This window comes from Enterobacter sp. SA187, from assembly GCF_001888805.2.
GTDB lineage: Bacteria > Pseudomonadota > Gammaproteobacteria > Enterobacterales > Enterobacteriaceae > Enterobacter_D.
Map to the genome: position 1 here is coordinate 2217482 of NZ_CP019113.1, position 24987 is coordinate 2242468.

Here is a 24987-nt window from a genome sequence, read left to right on the forward strand (position 1 = left end):
TCTTGTCTGTTTTCTGACCACCGAAGACTTTTCTGCCCGCCTGAGGGGGGCCGGAGCATAACTTTGTCTGTTGAGTTAATGCCTTTGAATGAGAAAAGGTCACAAAAGCTAAATAATTGTTTTTTTGGTGTAATGAAAGTGGTAAAAGCGGCTAACATTTAAAGGGATGGGTGATCTCTGGACGCTGTCAGAGGAGTAAAATCATGATGATGCGTGACCAAATCGAATCAAAATTAAGGGCCGCGTTTGAACCCGCGTTTCTCGAAGTGGCGGATGAAAGCTATCGTCACAATGTGCCGGCTGGTTCAGAAAGCCATTTTAAAGTCGTCCTGGTGAGCGACCGTTTCACCGGTGAGCGTTTCCTGACGCGTCATCGTATGATTTACAGTACGTTAACGGATGAACTGGCAGGATCGGTACACGCCTTAGCGCTACATACCTATACCATTAAAGAGTGGGAAGGATTACAGGATACGGTTCTGGCCTCGCCGCCATGTCGGGGCGCCGGAACCATCGCCTGATAAATGGAATTTGCAACTGCTGGAACTTTTCCAGTATGTTGCGTACAGAATATGTGAAAACGGCCTGCGGGCCGTTTTGTTTTGCCTGAGTTTTGTCCGGTTTGTGCCAAATTCAGACAAAAATTAGCCGGGAATTGTGAAAAATGCCGATCCGGCACGCAATAACCGTTCTCGACTCATAAAAGTGATGCCGCTATAATGCTGCGTCTTATTTTTCGGAATGTCTTCGGGATGATTCTGGTGACAGGGAATGTATATCTGATTCAAGAGAACATCCCGGTACTGTGAAGCCAAACTTACACGCGCTTCCAGAGTTGACCGAGCACTGTGATTTTTTGAGGTAACAAGATGCAAGTTTCAGTTGAGACCACTCAGGGCCTTGGGCGCCGTGTAACGATTACTATCGCTGCTGACAGCATCGAGACCGCTGTGAAGAGCGAGCTGGTTAACGTAGCGAAGAAAGTTCGCATCGACGGCTTCCGTAAGGGCAAAGTACCGATGTCCGTTGTTGCTCAGCGTTATGGCGCATCTGTACGCCAGGACGTGCTGGGCGAACTGATGAGCCGTAACTTTGTTGATGCGATCATTCAGGAAAAAATCAATCCGGCCGGCGCGCCTAACTATGTGCCGGGCGAATACAAACTCGGTGAAGACTTCACTTACTCTGTTGAGTTCGAAGTGTATCCGGAAGTGAAGCTGTCCGGTCTGGACACCATCGAAGTTGAGAAGCCGGTTGTAGAAGTGACCGAAGCTGACGTAGATGGCATGCTGGACACCCTGCGTAAGCAGCAGGCGACCTGGAAAGAAAAAGACGGCGCTGTAGAAGCTGAAGACCGCGTGACCGTTGATTTCACCGGTTCCGTAGACGGTGAAGAGTTCGAAGGCGGCAAAGCCACTGATTTCGTACTGGCCATGGGCCAGGGTCGTATGATCCCGGGCTTCGAAGACGGTATCAAAGGCCACAAAGCGGGTGAAGAGTTCACTATCGACGTGACTTTCCCGGAAGAATACCACGCTGAAAACCTGAAAGGTAAAGCCGCTAAATTCGTCATCAACCTGAAAAAGGTTGAAGAGCGCGAAATGCCGGAACTGACCGAAGAATTCATCAAGCGTTTCGGCGTAGAAGATGGTTCTATCGAAGGTCTGCGTGCTGAAGTGCGTAAAAACATGGATCGCGAGCTGAAAGGCGCGGTGCGTAACCGTGTGAAAACTCAGGCTATCGACGGTCTGGTTAAAGCGAACGAAATCGACGTGCCGGCTGCGCTGATCGACGGCGAAATCGACGTACTGCGTCGTCAGGCTGCACAGCGTTTCGGCGGCAACGAGAAACAAGCGCTGGAGCTGCCGCGTGAACTGTTCGAAGAACAGGCTAAGCGTCGCGTAGTGGTTGGCCTGCTGCTGGGTGAAGTTATCCGTACCCATGAGCTGAAAGCTGACGAAGCGCGCGTTAACACGCTGATTGAAGAAATGGCGTCTGCCTACGAAGATCCGAAAGAAGTGATTGAGTTCTACAGCAAAAACAAAGAGCTGATGGACAACATGCGTAACGTTGCGCTGGAAGAGCAGGCTGTTGAAGCCGTTCTGGAAAAAGCGAAAGTGACTGAGAAAGCCACTTCCTTCAACGAGCTGATGAACCAGCAGGCGTAAGTTTCGCCATTACGTACATAACGTAACCAGAAGCCCGTCACTTTGCTGTGGCGGGCTTTTTTTTATCATCCAGACTTTTTAGGATGAGTGCTAAAAGCGCGTTTCAGTGTTAGCGTTAAGCCAAAAGCTTGTTATGCTTGAAATAAGGCGTAGCCATCCCCATTACAGGGAGACTGTCAGAAGTGTTCTTGCTGAATATCCGTCCAGGGTGGTCGTAGTCAGACCAGTCATACTCAAGTAGAATCGGTCCAGCAGGTTTATTTATTTTTTATCCAGGAGACGGACATGTCATACAGCGGCGAACGAGATAACTTTGCACCCCATATGGCGCTGGTGCCAATGGTCATTGAACAGACCTCGCGCGGTGAGCGTTCTTTTGATATCTATTCCCGTCTTCTTAAGGAACGCGTCATTTTCATGACCGGCCAGGTCGAAGACCACATGGCTAACCTGATTGTGGCGCAGATGCTGTTTCTGGAAGCGGAAAACCCGGAAAAAGACATTTACCTGTATATTAACTCTCCGGGTGGTGTGATCACTGCCGGGATGTCGATTTATGACACCATGCAATTTATTAAGCCGGACGTCAGCACCATTTGTATGGGACAGGCGGCCTCTATGGGCGCATTCCTGCTGACTGCGGGCGCTAAAGGCAAGCGTTTCTGCCTGCCGAATTCTCGCGTCATGATTCACCAGCCGTTGGGCGGCTATCAGGGCCAGGCCACGGACATTGAAATTCACGCGCGTGAAATCCTGAAAGTTAAAGGGCGCATGAATGAACTTATGGCGCACCATACGGGTCAATCTTTAGAACAAATCGAACGTGATACCGAACGTGACCGCTTCCTCTCCGCTCCAGAGGCAGTTGAGTACGGTCTGGTCGACTCGATTTTGACCCATCGTAATTAATGCTCAGGCCAGACGTGTACCGCTATAATCAGTAAGAGCGGCACTACGCCAGGCAGCATTTTGCGCCTGGATTGGCATTTGCGTCGTCGTGTGCGGCACAAAGAACAGATAAGAGGTTTTTACTCATGACAGATAAACGCAAAGATGGTTCGGGCAAACTGTTGTATTGCTCTTTTTGCGGCAAAAGCCAGCATGAAGTGCGTAAGCTGATTGCCGGGCCGTCCGTGTATATCTGCGACGAATGTGTTGATCTGTGTAATGACATCATTCGCGAAGAGATCAAAGAAGTTGCGCCGCATCGCGAGCGTAGCGCGCTGCCGACGCCGCACGAAATCCGTCATCATCTGGACGATTATGTTATTGGTCAGGAACAGGCCAAAAAAGTGCTGGCGGTGGCGGTTTACAACCACTACAAACGTCTGCGTAACGGTGATACCAGCAACGGTGTTGAGCTCGGCAAAAGTAACATTCTGCTGATCGGCCCGACCGGTTCCGGTAAAACCCTGCTGGCGGAAACGCTGGCGCGCCTGCTGGATGTGCCCTTCACCATGGCGGACGCCACCACCCTGACCGAAGCCGGTTACGTGGGTGAAGATGTGGAAAACATCATCCAGAAGCTGCTGCAAAAATGCGATTACGACGTGCAGAAAGCCCAGCGCGGTATCGTCTATATCGATGAGATCGACAAGATCTCCCGTAAGTCTGATAACCCGTCCATCACCCGTGACGTCTCCGGTGAAGGCGTGCAGCAGGCGCTGTTGAAACTGATTGAAGGCACTGTTGCCGCCGTTCCGCCGCAGGGTGGACGCAAGCATCCGCAGCAGGAATTCCTGCAGGTTGATACCTCCAAGATCCTCTTTATCTGTGGCGGCGCATTTGCGGGTCTCGATAAAGTGATCTCCCATCGTGTAGAAACCGGCTCCGGCATTGGTTTTGGCGCGACGGTGAAAGGAAAATCAGAGAAACCGCAGGAAGGTGAGCTGCTGGCGCAGGTTGAACCGGAAGATTTGATCAAATTTGGTCTGATCCCGGAATTCATCGGTCGTCTGCCGGTGGTCGCTACGCTGAACGAACTGAGCGAAGAAGCGCTGATCCAGATCCTGAAAGAGCCGAAAAACGCCCTGACCAAGCAGTATCAGGCGCTGTTTAATCTGGAAGGCGTGGATCTTGAGTTCCGCGACGAAGCGCTGGATGCCATCGCCAAGAAAGCCATGGCGCGCAAAACCGGTGCCCGTGGCCTGCGCTCCATCGTAGAAGCCGCTCTGCTCGACACCATGTACGATTTACCGTCCATGGAAGATGTCGAAAAAGTGGTCATCGACGAGTCCGTTATTGCGGGTCAATCCAAACCCATGCTGATGTATGGCAAACCGGAAGCGCAGCAAGCTTCTGGTGAATAAATCGCCAAAACATACAGTCAGTTAATAAAAAAGGGGGGATTTTATCTCCCCTTTTATTTTTCCTGTTCCCTGACGTTGAATGTCCGGGAAACATCCCCATATACTGACATACATGTTAATGGTTGCGTGAAGCACAGTCATGCCACCTGATTACCCTGGCGGACACTAAACTAAGAGAGAGCTCTATGAATCCTGAGCGTTCTGAACGCATTGAAATCCCCGTATTGCCGCTGCGCGATGTGGTGGTTTATCCGCACATGGTCATACCCTTATTTGTAGGGCGGGAAAAATCTATCCGTTGCCTTGAAGCCGCCATGGATCATGATAAAAAAATCATGCTGGTCGCGCAGAAAGAAGCCTCAACGGATGAACCGGGTGTAAATGATCTTTTCACCGTCGGGACCGTGGCCTCAATTTTACAGATGCTGAAACTGCCGGACGGCACCGTTAAAGTGCTGGTCGAAGGTTTGCAGCGCGCACGCATTTCAGCGCTGTCTGACGACGGTGAACACTTCTCCGCGAAAGCCGAGTACCTTGAATCGCCGGCCATTGACGAGCGCGAGCAGGAAGTGCTGGTACGCACGGCCATCAGCCAGTTCGAAGGCTATATCAAGCTCAACAAAAAAATCCCGCCGGAAGTGCTGACGTCGCTGAACAGTATCGACGATCCTGCGCGTCTGGCTGACACCATCGCCGCGCACATGCCGCTGAAGCTGGCGGACAAACAGTCCGTGTTAGAAATGTCCGACGTGAACGAGCGTCTGGAATATCTGATGGCGATGATGGAATCGGAAATCGATCTGTTGCAGGTTGAGAAGCGCATTCGCAACCGCGTCAAAAAACAGATGGAGAAATCTCAGCGCGAGTACTATCTGAACGAGCAAATGAAAGCCATTCAGAAAGAGCTCGGCGAAATGGACGACGCGCCGGACGAAAACGAGGCGCTGAAGCGGAAGATCGACGCGGCGAAAATGCCGAAAGAGGCAAAAGAGAAAGCCGAAGCAGAACTGCAAAAGCTGAAAATGATGTCTCCGATGTCGGCGGAAGCGACGGTGGTGCGTGGTTACATCGAATGGATGATCCAGGTACCGTGGAACGCGCGCAGCAAAGTGAAGAAAGATCTGCGTCAGGCGCAGGAAATCCTCGACAGAGACCACTATGGTCTTGAGCGCGTCAAAGACCGCATCCTTGAATACCTCGCGGTGCAGAGCCGTGTAAACAAACTGAAAGGGCCGATCCTGTGCCTGGTAGGGCCGCCGGGGGTGGGTAAAACCTCGCTTGGTCAGTCCATCGCCCAGGCCACCGGGCGTAAGTACGTGCGTATGGCGCTGGGCGGCGTGCGTGACGAAGCGGAAATCCGCGGACATCGCCGTACCTATATCGGCTCCATGCCGGGCAAACTGATCCAGAAAATGGCGAAAGTGGGCGTCAAAAACCCGCTGTTCCTGCTCGATGAGATCGACAAGATGTCGTCTGACATGCGTGGCGATCCGGCATCGGCCCTGCTTGAAGTGCTGGATCCGGAACAGAACGTCGCCTTCAGCGATCACTATCTGGAAGTCGATTACGATCTTAGCGACGTGATGTTTGTCGCCACCTCGAACTCGATGAACATTCCGGCTCCGCTGTTGGATCGTATGGAAGTGATCCGTCTTTCCGGTTACACCGAAGACGAAAAGCTGAACATTGCGAAGCGTCACCTGTTGCCGAAGCAGATTGAGCGTAACGCCCTGAAAGATGGCGAAATTACGGTTGATGACAGCGCCATCATCGGCATTATCCGTTATTACACCCGTGAAGCGGGCGTGCGTAGCCTGGAGCGTGAAATCTCCAAACTGTGCCGTAAAGCGGTGAAACAGCTGCTGCTGGATAAGTCGCTGAAGCACATTCACATCACCGGCGACAACCTGCATGAATTCCTCGGCGTTCAGCGTTTCGACTATGGTCGTGCCGATGATGAAAACCGCGTAGGTCAGGTAACCGGGCTGGCGTGGACGGAAGTGGGCGGCGATTTGCTGACTATCGAAACCGCCTGCGTACCGGGCAAAGGCAAGCTGACCTATACCGGCTCGCTGGGCGAAGTTATGCAGGAATCCATTCAGGCCGCGCTGACCGTGGTGCGCGCTCGTGCAGAAAAACTGGGTATCAACCCTGATTTCTACGAGAAACGCGACATCCACGTTCACGTACCGGAAGGGGCGACCCCGAAAGACGGCCCGAGCGCCGGTATCGCAATGTGTACCGCGCTGGTTTCCTGTCTGACCGGCAACCCGGTGCGCGCTGATGTGGCGATGACTGGTGAAATCACCCTGCGCGGGCTGGTACTACCTATCGGCGGTCTGAAAGAGAAACTGCTGGCGGCGCACCGTGGCGGCATCAAAACCGTGCTGATCCCGGACGAAAACAAACGCGATCTGGAAGATATTCCGGATAACGTGATTGCCGATCTGAAGATCCACCCGGTGAAGCGCATTGAGGAAGTTCTGACTCTTGCCCTGCAAAATGAGCCGTCTGGCATGCAGGTTGTAAGCGCAAAATAGTGACCTCGCGCAAAGAGCACTAAGAAAAACAAGGCTGGCAGCGCATTTCGGGCTTGCCAGCCTTTTTTTGTATAGCTAATTTAGATTGCTGCCTGGATGTGTCATCATCAACTGATGTTGTAAGGGCATGACAGGCCTGATATAACTGCTGCGCGGTCGCTCTGTGAAGGATTCAGTGCGATATAAATTATAAAGAGAGGAAGAGAAGAGTGAATAAATCTCAACTGATAGACAAAATTGCTGCAGGGGCTGATATCTCTAAAGCTGCGGCTGGACGTGCGTTAGATGCTTTAATTGCTTCTGTTACTGAATCTCTGCAGGCAGGGGACGAAGTGGCACTGGTAGGTTTTGGTACTTTTGCTGTTAAAGAGCGTGCTGCCCGTACTGGTCGCAACCCGCAAACAGGCAAAGAGATCACCATCGCCGCGGCTAAAGTTCCGGGTTTCCGCGCAGGTAAAGCGCTGAAAGACGCGGTAAACTGAGCGCGATCTCCAAAGGGATTGTGAAAAAGTACAAGGGCGCATCAACCGATGTGCCTTTTTTATTTGTGATTGCCCAATTAATCGGCCCCGGTGGGCTGACATTTACCCCCGTTTCTTGTCACAATACGGGTTTGCGCGCGGCGGCAGGATAAGCAGTGTTGCGTGGGACCTCAAGTCATCTACAGCGGAGTGTTGCTACACCATGATGGACAATTTACGCACGGCGGCTAATAGCGTTGTGATCAAAATCATTTTCGGGATCATTATCGTGTCGTTCATTCTGACCGGCGTGAGTGGTTATCTGATTGGCGGCGGTGATAGCTATGCCGCAAAAGTGAATGACCAGGAAATTAGTCGCGGACAATTCGAAAATGCTGTTGCAGGCGAGCGTAACCGTATGCAGCAGCAGTTGGGTGAACAGTTCTCTGAACTGGCCGCTAATGAAAATTACATGAAAACCATGCGTCAGCAGGTGCTGGATCGTCTTATCGACGAAGCGCTGCTGGATCAGTATGCCCGCCATCTTGGCCTCGGCATCAGCGATGAGCAGGTGAAGAAAGCCATTTTCGCGACCAAAGCTTTCCAGAATAACGGCACCTTTGACAATACCCGCTATAACGCGCTGATTAACCAGATGGGCATGAACGCCGATCAGTATGCGCAGGCGTTGCGTAACCAGATGGTGTCTCAGCAGCTGATTAATGCCATTGCCGGTACCGATTTCATGCTGAAGGGTGAAACCGACGAGCTGGCTACCCTGGTGGCGCAGCAGCGTATCGTGCGCGAAGCGATCCTTGATGTGAATGCGCTGGCCGCGAAGCAGACGGTGACCGATCAGGAAATCACCAGCTATTACGAGCAGAACAAAAACAGCTTTATGGCGCCGGAACAGTTCCGCGTCAGCTATATCAAGCTGGATGCTGCAAACATGCAGCAGAATGCGAGCGATGCCGATATTCAGGCGTACTACGACCAGCATCAGGATGAATTCACCCAGCCGCAGCGTAACCGCTATAGCGTGATCCAGACCAAAACCGAAGACGAGGCGAAAGCTGTTCTCGACGCCCTGAGCAAAGGCGCAGACTTCGCCCAGCTGGCAAAAGAGAAATCCTCCGACATCATCTCTGCCCGTAACGGCGGCGATATGGGATGGCTGGAACCAGCCACCACGCCGGATGAGCTTAAAAATGCCGGTCTGAAAGAAAAAGGCCAGCTGTCTGGCGTGATCAAATCCAGCGTAGGTTTCCTGGTGGTGCGTCTGGATGATATTCAGCCTGCCAAAGTTAAACCGCTGGCGGAGGTGCGTGACGATCTGGCCGCGAAAGTGAAGCAGGAAAAAGGCCTTGATGCCTTCTACGCGCTGCAACAGAAAGTGAGCGAAGCGGCGAGCAACGACAACGTCTCCCTGACCGGCGCTGAACAGGCCGCAGGCGTGAAAGCCGTGGAAACCGGCTGGTTTGGTCGTAACAACCTGCCGGAAGAGCTGAACTTCAAACCGGTTGCCGATGCCATCTTCAATGGTGGTCTGGTAGGGGAAAACGGCACGCCGGGCAGCAACTCTGACATCATTACCGTCGACGGCGATCGTGCCTTCGTTATCCGTGTCAGCGAGCATAAGCCGGAAGCCGTGAAGCCGCTGGATGAAGTTAAAACGCAGGTGACGGATATCGTCAAGCACAACAAAGCGCAGCAGCAGGCCAAACTGGATGCTGACAAGCTGCTGGCCGCCCTCAAAGCCGGTAAAGGTGATGAGGCGCTGAAAGCCGCAGGTCTGAGCTTCGGTGAAGCGAAAACCCTGACCCGCACCGGGCAGGATCCGCTGAGCCAGGCTGCCTTTGCGCTGCCGTTGCCAGCCAAAGATAAGCCGTCTTACGGCGTTGCCAGCGATATGCAGGGCAACGTGGTACTGCTGGCGCTGGATGAAGTGAAAGCGGGCACCATGCCGGAAGAGCAGAAAAAAGCGATGGTGCAGGGTATCACCCAGAACAATGCGCAAATCGCCTTCGAAGCGCTGATGAGCAACCTGCGCAAGGAAGCCAAAATCAAAAAGGGCGACATCGTTGATCCTCAGCAATAACGAGGCGCTTCGCATCTTTTTGTAACCCACTGCAATATTCAAAGGCCGCTTACGCGGCCTTTTCCATTTCTGAAGCTTGCTGTTTGCACCCGTTTAGCCGCCTGTTTATCGTGAGGTGGCTGTCAACAAACAAGGAGATAACAGCATGAAACGTGGAATCAATGCCCTCATTTTTACTCTCGGCCTCGCCTGTGCAGGCATGACACAGAGCACGCTTGCGGCGACTGCAAGCGCTAAACCGGCGGCGACGCAAACGAAAGCAGACGCCAGGCCGGACGCGCAAAACCTTACCCAGGCAAAGGAGACGGCAAAAGCCGGCGATGAGGAAAGTACCAGGGTCAGCATTAACGCCGCTTCTGCCGACGATCTGGCCCGTGTCCTCAACGGGGTAGGGCTGAAAAAAGCCCAGGCGATCGTCAGCTATCGGGAGGAATACGGGCCGTTTAAAACGGTGGAAGATCTTAAACAGGTGCCGGGAATGGGCAATGCGCTGGTGGAACGTAACCTTGAACGTTTAACCCTGTAGTTTTTGGGGTTGCGGAGTCGCTAAATTTTGCCAGGATAAAGAGGTCATACCAGTGATGACCTCTGTTCCTGGAAAAAAATAAAAGGTTAAGGCGCTATGCAGACTCAAATCAAAGTTCGTGGATTTCATATCGACGTCTACCAGCATGTGAACAATGCCCGCTATCTGGAGTTTCTGGAAGAAGCCCGTTGGGAGGGCCTGGAAAACACCGACAGCTTTCAGTGGATGTCCGCCCGCAACATCGCTTTTGTGGTGGTGAACATCAATATCAATTACCGCCGACCGGCCGTGCTGGGCGATCTGTTGACCATCAGCAGCCACCTCCAGCAACTGAACGGCAAAAGCGGCGTGCTAAGTCAGACGGTGACGCTGGAGCCGGGAGGGGACGTCGTCGCCGACGCGCAAATCACTTTTGTTTGTATCGACCTGAAAACCCAGAAGGCGCTGGCGCTGGAAGGAGAGTTGCGGGACAAATTACAGGCGTTGATGGAGTAAGGCCGGGCTTGATGCCGGGTGGCGCTGTCGCTTACCCGGCCTACGTGGGCAATGCCGTTGTAGGCCCGGCAAGCCTGCGCCGCCGGGCAACAGGTACGAACGCAGGCCTTACGCCAGGCCCGTCTTTTTCTTCATCGCCGCCATCACGCCCGCTTTATCCGCCAGGTAGTGATTCAGACCGTTAGCGCGCAGGTTACAGGCGGCGCACTGGCCGCAACCGTCGCCCTTAATGCCGTTGTAGCAGGTCAGCGTCTCGTTGCGGATCAAATCCAGTTTGCCCCAGCGATCCGCCAGCGCCCAGGTTTCCGCTTTGTCGAGCCACATCAGCGGCGTCTCGAAGCGAATATCCTTTGCCATGCCAAGATTAACGGCATGATTGAGCGCTTTCACGAACTCATCACGGCAGTCCGGGTAGCCGGAAAAATCCGTCTCGCACACGCCGGTAATGACCGCTTCCGCCTGTACCTGATACGCATAGATCGCGGTCAGGGTTAAGAACAGAATATTGCGCCCCGGCACAAAGGTATTCGGGATACCGCTGGCGTCTGGCTCATAGTCCGGCACCGGGATGCTGTCGCGGGTCAGGCTGCTGACCGCCAGTTCATTAAGCAGGGTAACATCCAGCACTTTATGCGCACGCGCCCCCAGTTTCAGCGCCAGTTCACGGGCAACGTCGATTTCGGCGCGATGACGCTGACCATAATCGAAGGTGACACAGTGGACTTCATCATACTGCTGTAACGCCTGCACCAGACAGGTAGTGGAGTCCTGACCTCCGCTAAAGACGACGACGGCACGTTTCATAATTCTTCCCGATTGCATGTAAAACACTATGGTAGCGTCTGCGGCAGTGCGCGACCAGCTTCTTCACGCGCCGGGGCGGGTAGCCAGGCCTCGGTAAAATCAAACCAGCCGCGGGTGTTCAGGCGGATCCCCTGCACGCCAGGCGGGGCGCTGATCTGATACTGATAGTTAAACAGCGGCGTCAGCACCGCCTCGTCCATTAATCCGCTGAATACATCCTGCAAATCCGCGCAGCGCGCCTGTTCATTCGGCTGACGCTGCACCGCATCCAGCGTGGCCTGGAGATGGGCAAAGCGAGAGGCGGGTAACAGATTGGGCCACAGCGGATCGCAGCGTAACCATTGCTCCAGAGTATATTCCGGCGCTTCGCCGATCAGCCTGTCGCCCATCATCAGGTCAGCAGTTGCAAGCCCGCTACAGTTATCCCAGTTCTTCGCATCATGAAAAATTACCGTCAGTTCACAGCCCAGCCCGGCAAGATAGCGCTTAAGCTCCTCCGCCATGGTGTGCAGTTCCACCGGCAGGTGATACAGCAGCGTCAGTTTTTCCGGCAGCGCCACCTTTTCCTCCGCCCAGTGCGGCATCGCCCAGCCGGGCAGTAATTCCCGGCTGGGGGTGATCAGGTTTTCATCCAGCGGCAGGGTCTGTAGCAGGCCGCTCTGATGGACGATCTGCACCAGTCGCCGCGCCTGTGCCTGGCTCAGTCTTTCACTGATACGCCGGGCGAGATAACAAAACCCGAGGCTGATGCCGCTGCTGACCTGCCGCAGGTGGATCAGTTCATCCGGCTTGCCGATGGTGATCTGCACCGGATGGCGACAACTACTGCCCAGATCCTGCTCGAACAGTTGCGGGGTGATCCAGTATTCCACCGCCTTTAGCAGCGGATGGCTGAGGTGATAATGCTCATGGCTTTCCAGGCGCACCAGTTCCGGGCTGAAGGAGGCCAGCCGGAAAGGACCGGTGCCCACCAGCGGATGCTGCGGATGGGCCAGACGGCTGCCGTAGCTTGCCAGACGGTGCGCCAGCCAGTGATCCGGCTGATGCAGCGTGAACAGCAGACAGTGCGGGTGCGGCACCGCGATCTCCGCCACGCTGTTAAACAGCCTGCGCAGATCGGGCAGCGTCAGCAGATGCTGCAAACGCATCTGCAATTGTTGGGCGTTCACCGCATCGCCATTATGCCAGTGCAGGGTGGTGCGCAGATGAAAACGCCAGCTCAGGCCATCGGCCGACACCTCCCAGTGGTGCGCCAGGTCGCTCTGCGGCAAAGGGTTATCGGTAATAAAGCGCGTCAGGCCGGAAAAGATCTGCCCGGCCAGATGCTGCTCGGCGCGCCCCGGCAGAAAGCCCGGATGCAGCGGCTCCAGAGGGCGATAATAGGGAATGCGCAGAGTAGGTGAGTCGTTTTGCCACAGGCCGCCCAGAAAAGGATGCAGCAGATTGCGCAGCGCCTCCGGCGGCAGTTGCGCCAGCGCCAGCGCGCTGTGCTGCTGTCCCTCATTCAGGGCCTGCTCCAGCAGCGCATTGCGCAGCGATCCTGGCGTGACGTGAAAATGCAGCACGCCACGTTTTCCACGCCCCGACTGCGCCTGCCAGCTCAGCCAGCCGGACGCCTCCATTTGACGTAACAGGGTACGCATATGGCGGTCGCTGCAAAAACAGCGCTCTGCCAGCCCCGCCACGCTGGCGTGCTGCGGTTCGCCATCGGAAAACTGCCACAGGCGCTGATACTGATTAAGTCGATTTAACTGGCGCATAAACCCGGAACAAATATCCTGAAGTATTCACTATTACTTCCGTATATCTCAGGCAATACTGGTACACAAGTTTCCGCATCACAAAACCGGGATAATTATGGCGCGACTGGCTGCATTTGATATGGACGGCACCTTACTGATGCCTGACCACCGTTTAGGCGAGCAAACGCTGGATACCCTGCGTCGTCTGCGCGACCGGGATATTACGCTGGCGTTCGCTACCGGCCGTCATGCGCTGGAAATGCGTCATTTGCTGGGGATGATTACGCTGGAGGCGTATCTGATCACCGGTAACGGCACGCGCATTCACTCGCTGGAGGGGGAGCTGCTGCACCGTCAGGATCTCAGCCCGGACGTCGCCGAACAGGTGATCCACCGTCAGTGGGATACCCAGGCGAGTCTGCACGTGTTTAACGACAGCGGCTGGCTGACCGGAGAAGAGATGCCTCTGCTGCTCGATTTCCATATTTACAGCGGCTTTAAATACCGGGTGGTGGATCTCAAAGCGCTCAGCCCGCACGAAGTGACCAAAATCTGTTTCTGCGGCGATCATGAGGATCTGGAGCGTCTGCGCATTCAGCTGCACGAGGCATTAGGCGATCGCGCGCATATCTGTTTCTCGGCCTTTGATTGTCTTGAGGTGCTGCCTGTGGGCTGTAATAAAGGCGCGGCGCTGGCGATCTTAAGCGATCGGCTGGGGATCGCCATGCAGGACTGCATGGCATTTGGCGACGCGATGAATGACCACGAAATGCTCGCCGCCGTCGGACGCGGCATGATTATGGGCAACGCCATGCCGCAATTGCGCGCGGCGCTGCCCCATTTACCGGTGATCGGACACTGTCAGAATCAGGCGGTGTCGCACTATTTAACGCATTGGCTGACCACACCACATCTTCCTTATTCCCCCGAATAATGAGCATTGTCAGCAAGCCGGGTCCGTTTAAACCCGGCTTTTTTTACGCCAGTAAACGGGCGATTTCCGCTTTCCACGGCGTCACATCGCCGATATTCGCCTGCACCCATTCCGCATTGTAATAGGTGTCGAGATAGCGCTCGCCGCTGTCGCACAGCAGGGTGACGATAGAACCGGTCTGGCCTGCGTCGCGCATTCTGGCCGCCAGCGTCAGCGCGCCCCACATATTGGTGCCGGTGGACGCACCCACTTTGCGGCCTAACTGCGTTTCCAGCCACTGCGCGGTGGCGACGCTGGCGGCATCCGGCACGCGCAGCATCTCATCCACCACATCCGGCACAAACGACGGCTCGACGCGCGGGCGGCCAATACCTTCGATTTTACTGCCCACCGGGCTGCGCAAAGTGCTATCGCGGGTTTGCCAGTAATCCATAAACACCGAGTTTTGCGGATCCACCACCATCAGTTGAGTATCGTAGCCCTGGCAGCGCAGGTAGCGGCCAATGGTCGCGGAGGTGCCGCCCGTACCGGCGCTCATCACGATCCACGTTGGCTCCGGGTGCGGTTCGCTCTGCATCTGGCGGAAGATGCTGTCGGCGATATTGTTATTGCCGCGCCAGTCGGTGGCGCGTTCGGCATAGGTAAACTGATCCATATAATGGCCGTGCAGCTCCCGCGCCAGCATCTCGGAAGCGGCGTAGATCTCGCAGGCTCTCTCCACGAAGTGACAACGCCCGCCGTAGAATTCAATCTGCTCGATTTTGCGCTTCGCCGTACAGGACGGCATTACGGCGATAAACGGCAGGCCCAGCAGACGGGCAAAGTAGGCTTCCGACACCGCCGTTGAGCCGGAGGATGACTCAATAATCGGCGTGCCTTCTTTGATCCAGCCGTTGCACAGACCGTATAAAAACAGGGATCGCGCCAGGCGATGCTTCAGGCTGCCGGTCGGGTGGGTGCTTTCATCTTTCAAATAGAGCTGAATACCCGGAAAACCCGGCAGCGCCAGACGGATAAGGTGAGTATCCGCCGAGCGTTGATAATCGGCATTGATTTCACTGATAGCATGTTTAACCCAGGTGTTTTTCATGGCGCGGATCCGTTTGTCATTTTGTGCCCAGCTTAGCGGAAAGCACGGAAAAAATTGTTGCTTTATGACCTTTGAAATAGACTTTAAGGAGAAAGAAATTCTCCCGGAGGGGGCAATGCTAGATAAAATTGACAGAAAGCTGCTTTCATTACTGCAAAGCGACTGCACCCTCTCTTTGCAGGCGCTCGCGGATGCCGTTAATCTGACAACCACTCCCTGCTGGAAACGGCTGAAACGGCTGGAAGACGACGGCGTGATCAAAGAACGGGTCGCGCTGCTGGATGCGGAAAAGCTCGGCCTCGGGCTTACGGCCTTTGTGCTGATCAAAACCCAGCATCACAGCCGCGACTGGTACTGCCGCTTTGTCTCTGAGGTCAATGCGCTGCCCGAAGTGTTAGGTTTCTGGCGCATGGCCGGCGAATACGACTACCTTTTACGGGTGCAGGTCGCCGACATGAAGCGCTATGATGATTTCTATAAACGGCTGGTGAACAGCGTACCTGGGTTGTCCGATGTGACCTCCAGTTTCGCCATGGAACAGATAAAGTTCACCACTGCGTTACCCATTGAATAACTCTCCCGGCCCGAAGCACCACCGCCGGAAAATCACGTTCAGGAAATGACCGCGTGCGATTATTTGCTCAATTAAGCTGGTACTTTCGCCGGGAATGGCGACGCTATCTCGGTGCTGTAGCCCTGCTTATCTTTATTGCCATCCTGCAGCTTATCCCGCCGAAAGTGGTGGGCTATGTGGTGGATGGCGTGACGCAACAACATTACACCACCAGCCGGGTGCTGATGTGGATCGGCCTGCTGGTGGGGGTGGCGATTGTCACCTACCTGCTGCGCTACGTCTGGCGCGTGCTGCTTTTCGGCGCCTCCTACCAGCTCGCCGTTGAACTGCGTGAGGATTTTTACCGCCAGCTCAGCCGCCAGCATCCGGAGTTTTACCTGCGCCATCGCACCGGCGATTTAATGGCGCGCGCCACTAACGATGTCGATCGCGTGGTGTTCGCCGCCGGGGAAGGGGTGCTGACGCTGGTGGATTCGCTGGTGATGGGCTGCGTGGTGCTGGTGGTGATGTCGACGCAAATCAGCTGGCAGCTCACCCTGCTGGCACTGCTGCCCATGCCGATCATGGCCATTGTCATCAAGCGCTACGGCGACCAACTGCACGAGCGCTTTAAGCTGGCGCAGGCGGCGTTCTCCTCGCTCAACGACCGTACCCAGGAGAGCATGACCAGCATCCGCATGATCAAGGCTTTTGGCCTGGAAGATCGCCAGTCGGCGCTGTTCGCCGCCGATGCCGCCGACACCGGGCGCAAAAATATGAAGGTCGCCCGCGTGGATGCGCGTTTTGATCCGACAATTTATATCGCCATCGGCATGGCGAATCTGCTGGCCATTGGCGGCGGCAGCTGGATGGTGGTCAACGGCTCGTTAACCCTCGGGCAACTGACCAGCTTTATCATGTATCTGGGACTGATGATCTGGCCGATGCTGGCGCTGGCGTGGATGTTTAACATCGTCGAGCGCGGCAGCGCCGCCTATACCCGCATCCGCGATATGCTGGCGGAGGCGCCGGTGGTCAATGACGGCAGCGAATCCCTGCCGGACGGACGCGGCGAGCTGGCGGTGACCATTCGCGAATTCCGCTATCCGCAAACCGACAGCGCCACGCTGAACGGCGTCAATTTCACGCTTAATCCCGGACAAATGCTCGGCATCTGCGGCCCGACCGGCGCCGGGAAAAGTACCCTGCTGTCGCTGATCCAGCGCCATTTCGATGTCGATCAGGGTGAGATCGCCTATCACGGTATTCCGCTGCCGCGCCTGAAGCTCGACGCCTGGCGCAGTCGTCTGGCGGTGGTGAACCAGACGCCGTTTTTATTCTCCGATACCGTGGCGAATAATATCGCCCTCGGCAAGCCTGGGGCCACGCAGCAGGAGATCGAGCACGCGGCGCGTCTGGCCAGCGTCCATGAAGACATTCTGCGCCTGCCGCAGGGCTATGAAACCGAAGTGGGCGAGCGCGGCGTGATGCTATCCGGCGGACAGAAACAGCGCATTTCTATTGCCCGCGCGCTGTTGCTCAATGCCGAGATCCTTATCCTCGACGATGCGCTCTCCGCCGTGGACGGTCGTACCGAACACGAGATCCTGCACAACCTGCGGCAGTGGGGAGAAGGGCGCACGGTGATCATCAGCGCTCACCGCCTGTCGGCCCTTACCGAAGCCAGTGAAATTCTGGTGATGCAGCACGGACATGTTGCTCAGCGCGGTCATCACGACCAGCTGTCGCAGCAGCCCGGCTGGTATCGCGACATGTATCGCTATCAGCAACTGGAAGCGGCGCTGGATGACGCGCCGGAAGAAAAAGAGGATCCTGCCAATGCGTAGTTTTGGGCAACTGTGGCCTACGCTCAAACGGCTGCTAGTGTATGGCAAACCCTGGCGTAAACCCCTGACCCGCGCCGTTGTTATGCTGTGGGTGGCGGCGATTGCCGAAGTCTCCGGCCCGGCGCTGATCAGCTATTTTATCGATAACATGGTCGCCAAAAGTTACCTGCCGTGGGGGCTGCTGGCGGGCATGGCGGCCGCCTATATCGGCCTGCAACTGCTGGCGGCGGGACTGCACTATGCGCAGTCGCTGCTGTTTAACGAGGCGGCGGTGGGCGTGGTGCAGCAACTGCGTACCGACGTGATGGACGCGGCGCTCCGTCAACCGCTGAGCGCCTTCGATACCCAACCGGTGGGGCAGTTGATCTCCCGGGTGACCAACGATACCGAAGTGATCCGCGATCTCTACGTCACTGTGGTGGCAACCGTGCTTCGCAGCGCGGCGCTGATCGGCGCGATGCTGGTGGCGATGTTCACCCTCGACTGGCGTATGGCGCTGGTGGCGGTGACCATTTTCCCGGCGGTGCTGGTGGTGATGGCGCTGTATCAGCGCTACAGCACGCCTATTGTCCGTCGTCTGCGCAGCTATCTCGCCGACATCAACGACGGCTTTAACGAAGTGATCAACGGCATGGGCGTCATCCAGCAGTTCCGCCAGCAGGCGCGCTTTGGCGAGCGGATGGGGGAAGCCAGCCGCTCGCACTACACGGCACGTATGCAGACGCTGCGCCTCGACGGCTTTTTGCTGCGCCCACTGCTGAGCCTGTTTTCGGCGCTGGTGCTCTGCGGCCTGTTAATGCTGTTTGGCTTTACCGCCGTCGGCACCATTCAGGTGGGCGTGCTCTATGCCTTTATCAGCTATCTGGGGCGGCTTAACGAACCGCTGATCGAACTCACTACCCAGCAGTCGATGCTGCAGCAGGCGGTGGTGGCGGGGGAGCGCGTGTTTGAACTGATGGATCGCCCGCGCCAGACCTACGGCGATGACGATCGCCCGCTGGAAAGCGGCGCTGTTGAGATCGAAAACCTGTCGTTTGCCTATCGTGATGACCGGCTGGTATTGCAGGACATTAATCTGACCATTCCGTCACGCAGTTTTGTGGCGCTGGTGGGGCATACCGGCAGCGGAAAAAGTACGCTCGCCAGCCTGATGATGGGCTACTACCCGCTTACCCGGGGGGAAATCCGCCTCGACGGACGTCCGCTCTCCACCATCGGCCATAACGCGCTGCGCAACGGCGTGGCGATGGTGCAGCAGGATCCGGTGGTAATGGCAGAATCCTTTTTTGAAAACGTGACTCTCGGGCGCGACATCAGCGAAGAGAAGGTCTGGCAGGCGCTGGAAACTGTGCAGCTGGCGGAGCTGGCGCGCAGCATGAGCGACGGAATTCATACCCGGTTGGGGGAGCAGGGCAATAACCTCTCCGTCGGGCAAAAACAGCTGCTGGCGCTGGCGCGGGTGCTGGTTGGCACTCCTCAGATCCTCATCCTTGATGAGGCGACGGCCAATATCGATTCGGGCACCGAGCAGGCGATCCAGCAGGCGCTGGCGGCGATCCGCCAGCAGACCACGCTGGTGGTGATCGCTCACCGGCTGTCGACCATTGTCGAGGCGGATACCATTCTGGTGCTGCATCGCGGTCAGGCGGTGGAGCGCGGCACCCATCAGGCGTTGTTAAATGCGCAGGGGCGCTACTGGCAGATGTACCAGCTGCAACTGGCCGGGGAAGAGCTGGCCGCCGCCACGAAAGAAGAATCGCTTATCGCCTGATGCACCATTATCAGGCAGGCTACTGACAGCCATCGCTGTTGGTGCAAAAATGCAACGCACCCTGCACTGGCATGGTGCGTTTTTCTTTTCCAGGAACAATCTGAATCCCCGTCACACTTTTCCCTTTTGCTTTTTCCCCTCGCCACACGGCGTAACGGCCTGAACTTCTCCTCGTTTTTATTTCTGGCACAGCGATTGCAATACCAGATCCATGTTAGCTGCTGCCATTACCGAATTCCGCCTGGAGGAACTTTATGAAGCTGGTTACCGTGGTGATTAAACCATTCAAACTCGAAGACGTGCGTGAAGCGCTCTCTTCAATTGGTATTCAGGGGCTGACCGTGACTGAAGTGAAAGGCTTCGGGCGTCAAAAAGGTCACGCCGAATTGTACCGTGGCGCCGAGTACAGCGTTAACTTCCTGCCAAAAGTGAAGATTGACGTGGCGATTGCTGATGATCAGCTCGATGAAGTGATCGACGTGATCAGCAAAGCGGCCTACACCGGAAAAATTGGCGACGGCAAAATTTTCGTTGCCGAGCTGCAACGCGTCATTCGCATTCGTACCGGCGAAGCCGACGAAGCGGCGCTGTAACTCCTGCACACAGTGATAGGGATGGGAAAAATGAGCAAAACCACTTTTAAATCCGTACTTGCCGCGCTGGCTCTGCTTCCGGGACTGGCGCTGGCCGCCCCGGCTGTTGCTGACAAAGCGGACAACGCCTTTATGATGATCTGCACCGCGCTGGTGCTGTTTATGACAATTCCCGGCATCGCCCTGTTCTACGGCGGTCTGATCCGCGGCAAGAACGTGCTGTCGATGCTGACGCAGGTAACAGTGACCTTCGCGCTGGTATGCATCCTGTGGGTGGTTTATGGCTACTCGCTGGCCTTCGGCGAAGGCAATAACTTCTTCGGCAACTTTAACTGGGCGATGCTGAAAAACATCGAGCTGACGGCGGTGATGGGCAGCTTCTACCAGTATATTCACGTTGCGTTCCAGGGCTCGTTTGCCTGTATTACCGTCGGGCTTATCGTTGGCGCGCTGGCGGAGCGTATTCGTTTCTCTGCGGTGCTGATCTTCGTGGTGGTATGGATGACGCTCTCCTATGTGCCGATTGCGCACATGGTCTGGGGCGGCGGTCTGCTGGCTTCCCACGGCGCGCTGGACTTTGCGGGCGGTACTGTGGTGCACATTAACGCTGCGGTCGCCGGTCTGGTTGGCGCTTACCTGGTGGGCAAACGTGTCGGCTTCGGTAAAGAAGCCTTCAAACCGCACAACCTGCCGATGGTGTTTATCGGTACGGCGATCCTCTACGTGGGCTGGTTTGGTTTTAACGCCGGTTCCGCAAGCGCCGCGAACGAAATCGCCGCGCTGGCCTTCGTTAACACCGTGGTGGCAACAGCGGCAGCGATTCTGTCCTGGGTCTTTGGTGAGTGGGCGCTGCGCGGTAAACCTTCGCTGCTGGGCGCCTGTTCCGGTGCGATTGCTGGTCTGGTTGGCGTGACTCCGGCGTGCGGTTATATCGGCGTGGGCGGTGCGATGATCGTCGGTCTGGCGGCAGGTCTGGCGGGGCTGTGGGGTGTGACTATGCTGAAACGCTGGTTACGTGTCGACGACCCGTGCGATGTGTTCGGTGTGCATGGCGTCTGCGGCATCGTGGGCTGCGTACTGACCGGCGTATTCGCTTCCTCTTCTCTGGGCGGCGTGGGCTTCGCAGAAGGCGTGACCATGGGCCATCAGGTGCTGGTACAGCTGGAAAGTATCGCCATCACCGTGGTGTGGTCTGCTGTAGTGGCTTTCATCGGCTTCAAAGTGGCGGACATGACGGTTGGCCTGCGCGTACCGGAAGAGCAGGAGCGTGAAGGTCTGGACGTGAACAGCCACGGCGAGAACGCCTATAACGCCTGATTACTGACGTTTAACTGTGCCCGGCGGCGCAAGCTTGCCGGGCCTACGTTTATCTCGTAGGCCGGGTAAGGCGAAGCCGCCACCCGGCTCTTACTTTTGCCAACACTGTGTATTTTTAACGTGATGACTGTATTTGCCTTTCTACTACTTCATAAACATGCTGCGCAAATTGATTTGCCGCATAATCAATGTCTTTGCTCGTATTTTCCACACTGCCTGTGCCATAAATCGTTTTATTTTTTACGACTGAGCGGCCATTGATACTGACTGACAGCAAGCCGCTCAGGTCAGTGTTATTAGCAACGCCTGATTCTTGCGTGGTTTCTGTATAGGTATATGTACGATCGTCACAGCGGCGCTCCGTTTCTCTCCTGATTTTTGGTTTTCTTTTTTTCTCGTCTTCATCATCTCTGTAGTAAACATCAACATCGTAGCAATATTGTTCTGTCGCTGTTCTTTCCACGGGAATATCTCGTGTAAAGTCTCGCGAGGTACGATTTGCTGACGTACCTTTCAGTGTGACGATGACATTATTTCCTTTTTTTTGCGGGCTGTACTGAATGTCATAAATGTTATTTTTAGAATCATAGCTTGCGGGTATGTTACTTTTAATTGTTGCTAAGGTTTCAACTTTTATGGAGCGCTTTATTTGCGGGATAATATAATTTGCCAGAATTGGTGTGCCATCAATGTATTTTTCACCTGTATTGTTAATAATGATATGCCACGTCGCGTTATCATACGCATTTTTAACTTCATTGATGATATCAGGGCGCTTGCTATCGTAGTAATAGCTCATTAAAAGATCATAGAATTTTTGCTTTTTATCGTCCTGCTTCAGCGCTCGTTCATGAAAAGCCTGGCTAAGAGGTTTGGTGACTTCCTGAAGCGTTATCCGATCGACAGTAAAAGCAGGGTTGATACCGCCTTTCAGCGATGCACTCATTTTAGGTGCAACTTCCTGTATCGCCGGGATCCAGCATGCCCATGTATCGGCTTTTAGCCGTTGTGAGGCAATATCGGATTGGCTGTTAATAGACGCAACCTTTTGCATTACTGTATTATAATTACTAACGAAATTTTGTAACACTGTCTCAACTGGCTTTTGACGGCGTCCTGATTCTGCTGTATTCAGCGCATACTGCAATTTTTTTAATCCAGAACAGTAATCGCCGGAGGTAATATCCTCTGTCGAATGTTTTAGTTGCTTGTTAACTCTCGCCGTGGTGGACAGACCGCAAGCCGTCAATAGCAGCATGCATGACACAACAATGAAGTATCTGAGTATTTTCATTGATATCTTCCATGATTATTTGTGGGTTAATGCATAATCTATATAAATATATAAAATTCTCAATCACGGATATTTATAGCAGTTATTGCAGTAAAAGGAAGATCTAATAGTAAAAACATCCCCCGCATTTATTTCGAGGGATGTTGTATCGTCATATTAATTAGTATTGCGATTGCGCATCACGCCTTCCTGCACGGTCGACGCTACCAGCACGCCATCCTGCGTATAGATCTCACCACGGACAAAGCCGCGCGCGCTGGACGCCGAGGTGCTCTCCACGCTGTACAGCAGCCACTCGTTAATATTGAACGGGCGGTGGAACCACATGGAATGGTCGATGGTCGCGACCTGCATCCCGCGCTCAAGAAAACCGACGCCGTGCGGCTGTAACGCCACCGGCAGGAAGTTGAAATCAGAGGCGTAACCCAGCAGCGACTGATGCACGCGCGGATCGTCCGGCACGTTACCGTTCGCGCGGATCCACACCTGACGGGTGGGTTCGGCGACATGGCCTTTCAACGGATTGTGGAACTCTACCGGGCGGATCTCCAGCGGCTTGTCGCTGAGAAACTTCTCTTTAGCCTGCGGCGGCAGCAGGTGCGCCAGCGAGCGGGCAATGTCGGTTTCTGATTTCAGCGTATCCGGTGAGGGAGCGTCAGGCATGGTTTTCTGATGCTCATAGCCCGGCTCCGGTGCCTGGAAGGAGGCGGTCATATAGAAAATCGGCTTACCGTTCTGGATAGCCGCAACGCGACGCGCACTGAAGCTGTTGCCATCGCGCAGCACTTCCACGTCGTAAACAATGGGTTTTTCACTGTCGCCGGGGCGCAGGAAATAGCTGTGAAAGGAGTGCACCAGGCGCTCAACCGGCACGGTTTCTTTGGCGGCATACAGCGCCTGCCCTACAACCTGCCCGCCAAATACCTGACGAAGCCCTAAATCTTCGCTTTGTCCGCGAAACAGGCCCTCTTCGATTTTTTCCAGATTTAATAATGCCAGCAGATTGTTCAACGCTTGACTCATATGTTTCCTCAATAAAAATAAAATCCGCCAGTCCGGAGGGTTCGGTCTAAGTATAACGCAGGATCGTCAGTGGTCCGATGGGTGCAAAAATCTGAATAACCGGCCATTTCCAGGCAGAAATGAGTGATATGTGCCACACTTATTCCCGTTATCTAAGTGTTAACCACTGATTCTGGCAGGAATAAATCCTTCTGGTGCATTGAAGATAAGGAGAACTCAATGAAACTCGTGCACATGTTAAGTGGTGTTGCGGTCGCTGTTTCGCTGGCTGCCTGCGCGGATAAGAGCGCGGATATTCCGACACCTGCACCAAATCCAAATACGTCTATTAACGCTACCCAATCGACTATTGCGCAGCCTAATGTCTCCGGTTCTGTGTGGATCCGCCAGAAAGTGGCGCTGCCACCGGATGCGGTGCTGACCGTGACGCTGGCCGACGCTTCGCAGGCCGATGCGCCGTCGAAAGTGATCGCGCAGAAAGCGGTGCGTACCGAGGGTAAACAGGCGCCGTTCAGCTTTGTGCTGCCGTTTAACCCGGCTGACATCCAGCCGAACGCGCGCATTCTGTTGAGTGCGGCCATCACCGTGAACGATAAACTGGTGTTTGTCACCGATACGGTGAAACCGGCGGTTAACCAGGGCGGGACTAAAATCGACCTGAACCTGGTGCCGGTGCAGCAGACGGCGATCCCGTTGCAGCAGAGCGGTGGCGCAACCACCACGGTACCTTCTACGTCCCCGACGCAGGTGGTGCCTTCGGCTTCTACGCCAGCGCCGACCCAGATGTAATAGTTTTACTGCCCGGCGGCCTTTGCTGCCGGGTCAGCGGTTTTATGAGTACACCCACCGATAGCGCTGTAAATCAATCTGCCCGTCTCCTGATACCTGAACCCCTTCCGCCAGCAACGCCTGTCGCTGTCGTTGCAGATCCGGCCCGCTGAGGGAAATAGCCCCATGACGATTGACCACCCGATACCAGGGCAGCGTCGTGCCTTCCGGTAAGCGCTTCAGTACGCCGCCCACCTGGCGCGCGGCTCTGGGCGATCCGGCAAGACGCGCCACATCGCCATAGGTGGTGACAAATCCTTCGGGAATGGAGGCAACTATCTGCCATACGCGCTGGGGAAAAGAGTCCTGCGGATCCATAGCATCTCCTGAGTATTGATTCTTCAGGATAAACAGCCAGCCGGACACTGTGAAGAGGGGGCTGCGCAATAAACCAGCATACGACAGGCGCGCGCTTGCAATTGCCGGGGTGTACAGGGATAATGCGCCTGCGCGTTGGTTAACAACGCTCTCAATGGGGGCCCTGTTGGTTCTCCCGCAACGCTACTCTGTTTACCAGGTCAGATCCGGAAGGAAGCAGCCAGAGCAGATGACGTGTGTGCCGGGATGTAGCTGGCAGGGCCCCCACCCATTTGT

The 24987-nt window shown here is 55.2% G+C and carries 22 protein-coding genes and 1 other RNA gene; 17 read left to right on the forward strand and 6 right to left on the reverse strand.

The genetic code is table 11. From position 1 onward, the window contains the following. Positions 1–203: 203 nt before the first annotated feature. From bolA to BMF08_RS10560, 9 genes are all read left to right on the forward strand, one after another. A complete protein-coding gene (bolA, locus tag BMF08_RS10515; protein WP_072567546.1) occupies positions 204–521 on the forward strand; it encodes a transcriptional regulator BolA in 318 nt (105 codons plus the stop codon). A 348-nt stretch (positions 522–869) separates the two neighbouring features. After that, positions 870–2168, forward strand: a complete 1299-nt coding sequence (tig, locus tag BMF08_RS10525) for a trigger factor (protein WP_072567547.1) — start codon at positions 870–872, stop codon at positions 2166–2168. A gap of 285 nt (positions 2169–2453) precedes the next feature. Next, the gene (gene clpP, locus BMF08_RS10530) at positions 2454–3077 is read left to right on the forward strand and encodes an ATP-dependent Clp endopeptidase proteolytic subunit ClpP (RefSeq protein WP_032616835.1); all 624 of its coding nucleotides are present in this window, start codon (positions 2454–2456) and stop codon (positions 3075–3077) included. A 125-nt stretch (positions 3078–3202) separates the two neighbouring features. Continuing rightward, positions 3203–4477 carry an ATP-dependent protease ATP-binding subunit ClpX gene (gene clpX / locus BMF08_RS10535; protein ID WP_072567548.1) on the forward strand — a complete coding sequence of 425 codons (1275 nt, stop codon included), beginning with the start codon at positions 3203–3205 and terminating at the stop codon, positions 4475–4477. A 185-nt stretch (positions 4478–4662) separates the two neighbouring features. After that, complete coding sequence (lon, locus tag BMF08_RS10540) at positions 4663–7017, forward strand: endopeptidase La (RefSeq protein ID WP_072567549.1); 2355 nt, start codon at positions 4663–4665, stop codon at positions 7015–7017. A 209-nt stretch (positions 7018–7226) separates the two neighbouring features. After that, positions 7227–7499 (forward strand): nucleoid-associated protein HU-beta, encoded by a 273-nt coding sequence (gene hupB / locus BMF08_RS10545; protein ID WP_042391603.1) that lies wholly within the window; start codon positions 7227–7229, stop codon positions 7497–7499. 202 nt (positions 7500–7701) lie between these two features. Then, positions 7702–9576, forward strand: coding sequence for a peptidylprolyl isomerase (ppiD, locus tag BMF08_RS10550; protein WP_072567550.1), 1875 nt, complete (start codon positions 7702–7704; stop codon positions 9574–9576). A gap of 145 nt (positions 9577–9721) precedes the next feature. Then, positions 9722–10102: a helix-hairpin-helix domain-containing protein gene (locus BMF08_RS10555; RefSeq protein ID WP_072567551.1), complete on the forward strand. Its 381-nt coding sequence runs from the start codon at positions 9722–9724 to the stop codon at positions 10100–10102. A 96-nt stretch (positions 10103–10198) separates the two neighbouring features. After that, positions 10199–10597: a YbgC/FadM family acyl-CoA thioesterase gene (locus BMF08_RS10560; RefSeq protein WP_072567552.1), complete on the forward strand. Its 399-nt coding sequence runs from the start codon at positions 10199–10201 to the stop codon at positions 10595–10597. A gap of 108 nt (positions 10598–10705) precedes the next feature. On the opposite strand, the gene queC is transcribed toward BMF08_RS10560, so the two are convergent. Together queC and BMF08_RS10570 are read right to left on the reverse strand one after the other, a co-directional pair. Next, positions 10706–11401, reverse strand: coding sequence for a 7-cyano-7-deazaguanine synthase QueC (gene queC, locus BMF08_RS10565; protein WP_072567553.1), 696 nt, complete (start codon positions 11399–11401; stop codon positions 10706–10708). Between the two features lie 26 nt (positions 11402–11427). Further along, complete coding sequence (locus BMF08_RS10570; protein ID WP_072567554.1) at positions 11428–13161, reverse strand: SgrR family transcriptional regulator; 1734 nt, start codon at positions 13159–13161, stop codon at positions 11428–11430. Positions 13162–13258: 97 nt separating this feature from the next. Between BMF08_RS10570 and cof the strand changes: the two genes are divergently transcribed. Further along, on the forward strand, positions 13259–14077 hold the full coding sequence (gene cof, locus BMF08_RS10575; protein WP_072567555.1) for an HMP-PP phosphatase: 819 nt from the start codon (positions 13259–13261) through the stop codon (positions 14075–14077). 43 nt (positions 14078–14120) lie between these two features. Here cof and BMF08_RS10580 read toward each other — a convergent pair whose 3' ends face one another. Continuing rightward, the gene (locus tag BMF08_RS10580) at positions 14121–15167 is read right to left on the reverse strand and encodes a PLP-dependent cysteine synthase family protein (RefSeq protein ID WP_072567556.1); all 1047 of its coding nucleotides are present in this window, start codon (positions 15165–15167) and stop codon (positions 14121–14123) included. A 115-nt stretch (positions 15168–15282) separates the two neighbouring features. On the opposite strand from BMF08_RS10580, the gene BMF08_RS10585 reads away from it, so the two are divergent. From BMF08_RS10585 to amtB, 5 genes are all read left to right on the forward strand, one after another. Beyond that, a complete protein-coding gene (locus BMF08_RS10585) occupies positions 15283–15741 on the forward strand; it encodes an Lrp/AsnC family transcriptional regulator (RefSeq protein WP_199775920.1) in 459 nt (152 codons plus the stop codon). Between the two features lie 53 nt (positions 15742–15794). Next, positions 15795–17567, forward strand: a complete 1773-nt coding sequence (locus BMF08_RS10590) for a SmdA family multidrug ABC transporter permease/ATP-binding protein (protein WP_072567558.1) — start codon at positions 15795–15797, stop codon at positions 17565–17567. Further along, positions 17560–19338, forward strand: coding sequence for a SmdB family multidrug efflux ABC transporter permease/ATP-binding protein (locus tag BMF08_RS10595; protein WP_072567559.1), 1779 nt, complete (start codon positions 17560–17562; stop codon positions 19336–19338). The genes BMF08_RS10590 and BMF08_RS10595 overlap by 8 nt, the downstream gene beginning before the upstream one ends. Positions 19339–19592: 254 nt before the next feature. Further along, complete coding sequence (gene glnK / locus BMF08_RS10600) at positions 19593–19931, forward strand: P-II family nitrogen regulator (protein ID WP_002891893.1); 339 nt, start codon at positions 19593–19595, stop codon at positions 19929–19931. 30 nt (positions 19932–19961) lie between these two features. Then, positions 19962–21248 (forward strand): ammonium transporter AmtB, encoded by a 1287-nt coding sequence (gene amtB / locus BMF08_RS10605; RefSeq protein WP_072567560.1) that lies wholly within the window; start codon positions 19962–19964, stop codon positions 21246–21248. 115 nt (positions 21249–21363) lie between these two features. On the opposite strand, the gene BMF08_RS10610 is transcribed toward amtB, so the two are convergent. Both BMF08_RS10610 and tesB read right to left on the reverse strand, forming a co-directional pair. Continuing rightward, on the reverse strand, positions 21364–22542 hold the full coding sequence (locus tag BMF08_RS10610) for a hypothetical protein (RefSeq protein ID WP_072567561.1): 1179 nt from the start codon (positions 22540–22542) through the stop codon (positions 21364–21366). A 156-nt stretch (positions 22543–22698) separates the two neighbouring features. Continuing rightward, on the reverse strand, positions 22699–23565 hold the full coding sequence (tesB, locus tag BMF08_RS10615; protein ID WP_072567562.1) for an acyl-CoA thioesterase II: 867 nt from the start codon (positions 23563–23565) through the stop codon (positions 22699–22701). Positions 23566–23784: 219 nt separating this feature from the next. On the opposite strand from tesB, the gene BMF08_RS10620 reads away from it, so the two are divergent. Next, positions 23785–24354: a YbaY family lipoprotein gene (locus BMF08_RS10620; protein WP_072567563.1), complete on the forward strand. Its 570-nt coding sequence runs from the start codon at positions 23785–23787 to the stop codon at positions 24352–24354. Positions 24355–24396: 42 nt separating this feature from the next. Here BMF08_RS10620 and BMF08_RS10625 read toward each other — a convergent pair whose 3' ends face one another. After that, positions 24397–24711, reverse strand: coding sequence for an MGMT family protein (locus BMF08_RS10625; protein WP_072567564.1), 315 nt, complete (start codon positions 24709–24711; stop codon positions 24397–24399). Between the two features lie 164 nt (positions 24712–24875). Between BMF08_RS10625 and ffs the strand changes: the two genes are divergently transcribed. After that, positions 24876–24972, forward strand: an RNA gene (ffs, locus tag BMF08_RS10630) — signal recognition particle sRNA small type. Positions 24973–24987: the final 15 nt, after the last annotated feature.

Excerpts from the sequence above, each read along its gene's own strand:
- bolA (WP_072567546.1), top strand. The coding sequence starts at position 204 with ATGATGATGCGTGACCAAATCGAATCAAAATTAAGGGCCGCGTTTGAA.
- tig (WP_072567547.1), top strand. The coding sequence starts at position 870 with ATGCAAGTTTCAGTTGAGACCACTCAGGGCCTTGGGCGCCGTGTAACG.
- clpP (WP_032616835.1), top strand. The coding sequence starts at position 2,454 with ATGTCATACAGCGGCGAACGAGATAACTTTGCACCCCATATGGCGCTG.
- clpX (WP_072567548.1), top strand. The coding sequence starts at position 3,203 with ATGACAGATAAACGCAAAGATGGTTCGGGCAAACTGTTGTATTGCTCT.
- lon (WP_072567549.1), top strand. The coding sequence starts at position 4,663 with ATGAATCCTGAGCGTTCTGAACGCATTGAAATCCCCGTATTGCCGCTG.
- ppiD (WP_072567550.1), top strand. The coding sequence starts at position 7,702 with ATGATGGACAATTTACGCACGGCGGCTAATAGCGTTGTGATCAAAATC.
- BMF08_RS10555 (WP_072567551.1), top strand. The coding sequence starts at position 9,722 with ATGAAACGTGGAATCAATGCCCTCATTTTTACTCTCGGCCTCGCCTGT.
- BMF08_RS10560 (WP_072567552.1), top strand. The coding sequence starts at position 10,199 with ATGCAGACTCAAATCAAAGTTCGTGGATTTCATATCGACGTCTACCAG.
- queC (WP_072567553.1), bottom strand. The coding sequence starts at position 11,401 with ATGAAACGTGCCGTCGTCGTCTTTAGCGGAGGTCAGGACTCCACTACC.
- BMF08_RS10570 (WP_072567554.1), bottom strand. The coding sequence starts at position 13,161 with ATGCGCCAGTTAAATCGACTTAATCAGTATCAGCGCCTGTGGCAGTTT.
- cof (WP_072567555.1), top strand. The coding sequence starts at position 13,259 with ATGGCGCGACTGGCTGCATTTGATATGGACGGCACCTTACTGATGCCT.
- BMF08_RS10580 (WP_072567556.1), bottom strand. The coding sequence starts at position 15,167 with ATGAAAAACACCTGGGTTAAACATGCTATCAGTGAAATCAATGCCGAT.
- BMF08_RS10585 (WP_199775920.1), top strand. The coding sequence starts at position 15,283 with ATGCTAGATAAAATTGACAGAAAGCTGCTTTCATTACTGCAAAGCGAC.
- BMF08_RS10595 (WP_072567559.1), top strand. The coding sequence starts at position 17,560 with ATGCGTAGTTTTGGGCAACTGTGGCCTACGCTCAAACGGCTGCTAGTG.
- glnK (WP_002891893.1), top strand. The coding sequence starts at position 19,593 with ATGAAGCTGGTTACCGTGGTGATTAAACCATTCAAACTCGAAGACGTG.
- amtB (WP_072567560.1), top strand. The coding sequence starts at position 19,962 with ATGAGCAAAACCACTTTTAAATCCGTACTTGCCGCGCTGGCTCTGCTT.
- BMF08_RS10610 (WP_072567561.1), bottom strand. The coding sequence starts at position 22,542 with ATGAAAATACTCAGATACTTCATTGTTGTGTCATGCATGCTGCTATTG.
- tesB (WP_072567562.1), bottom strand. The coding sequence starts at position 23,565 with ATGAGTCAAGCGTTGAACAATCTGCTGGCATTATTAAATCTGGAAAAA.
- BMF08_RS10620 (WP_072567563.1), top strand. The coding sequence starts at position 23,785 with ATGAAACTCGTGCACATGTTAAGTGGTGTTGCGGTCGCTGTTTCGCTG.
- BMF08_RS10625 (WP_072567564.1), bottom strand. The coding sequence starts at position 24,711 with ATGGATCCGCAGGACTCTTTTCCCCAGCGCGTATGGCAGATAGTTGCC.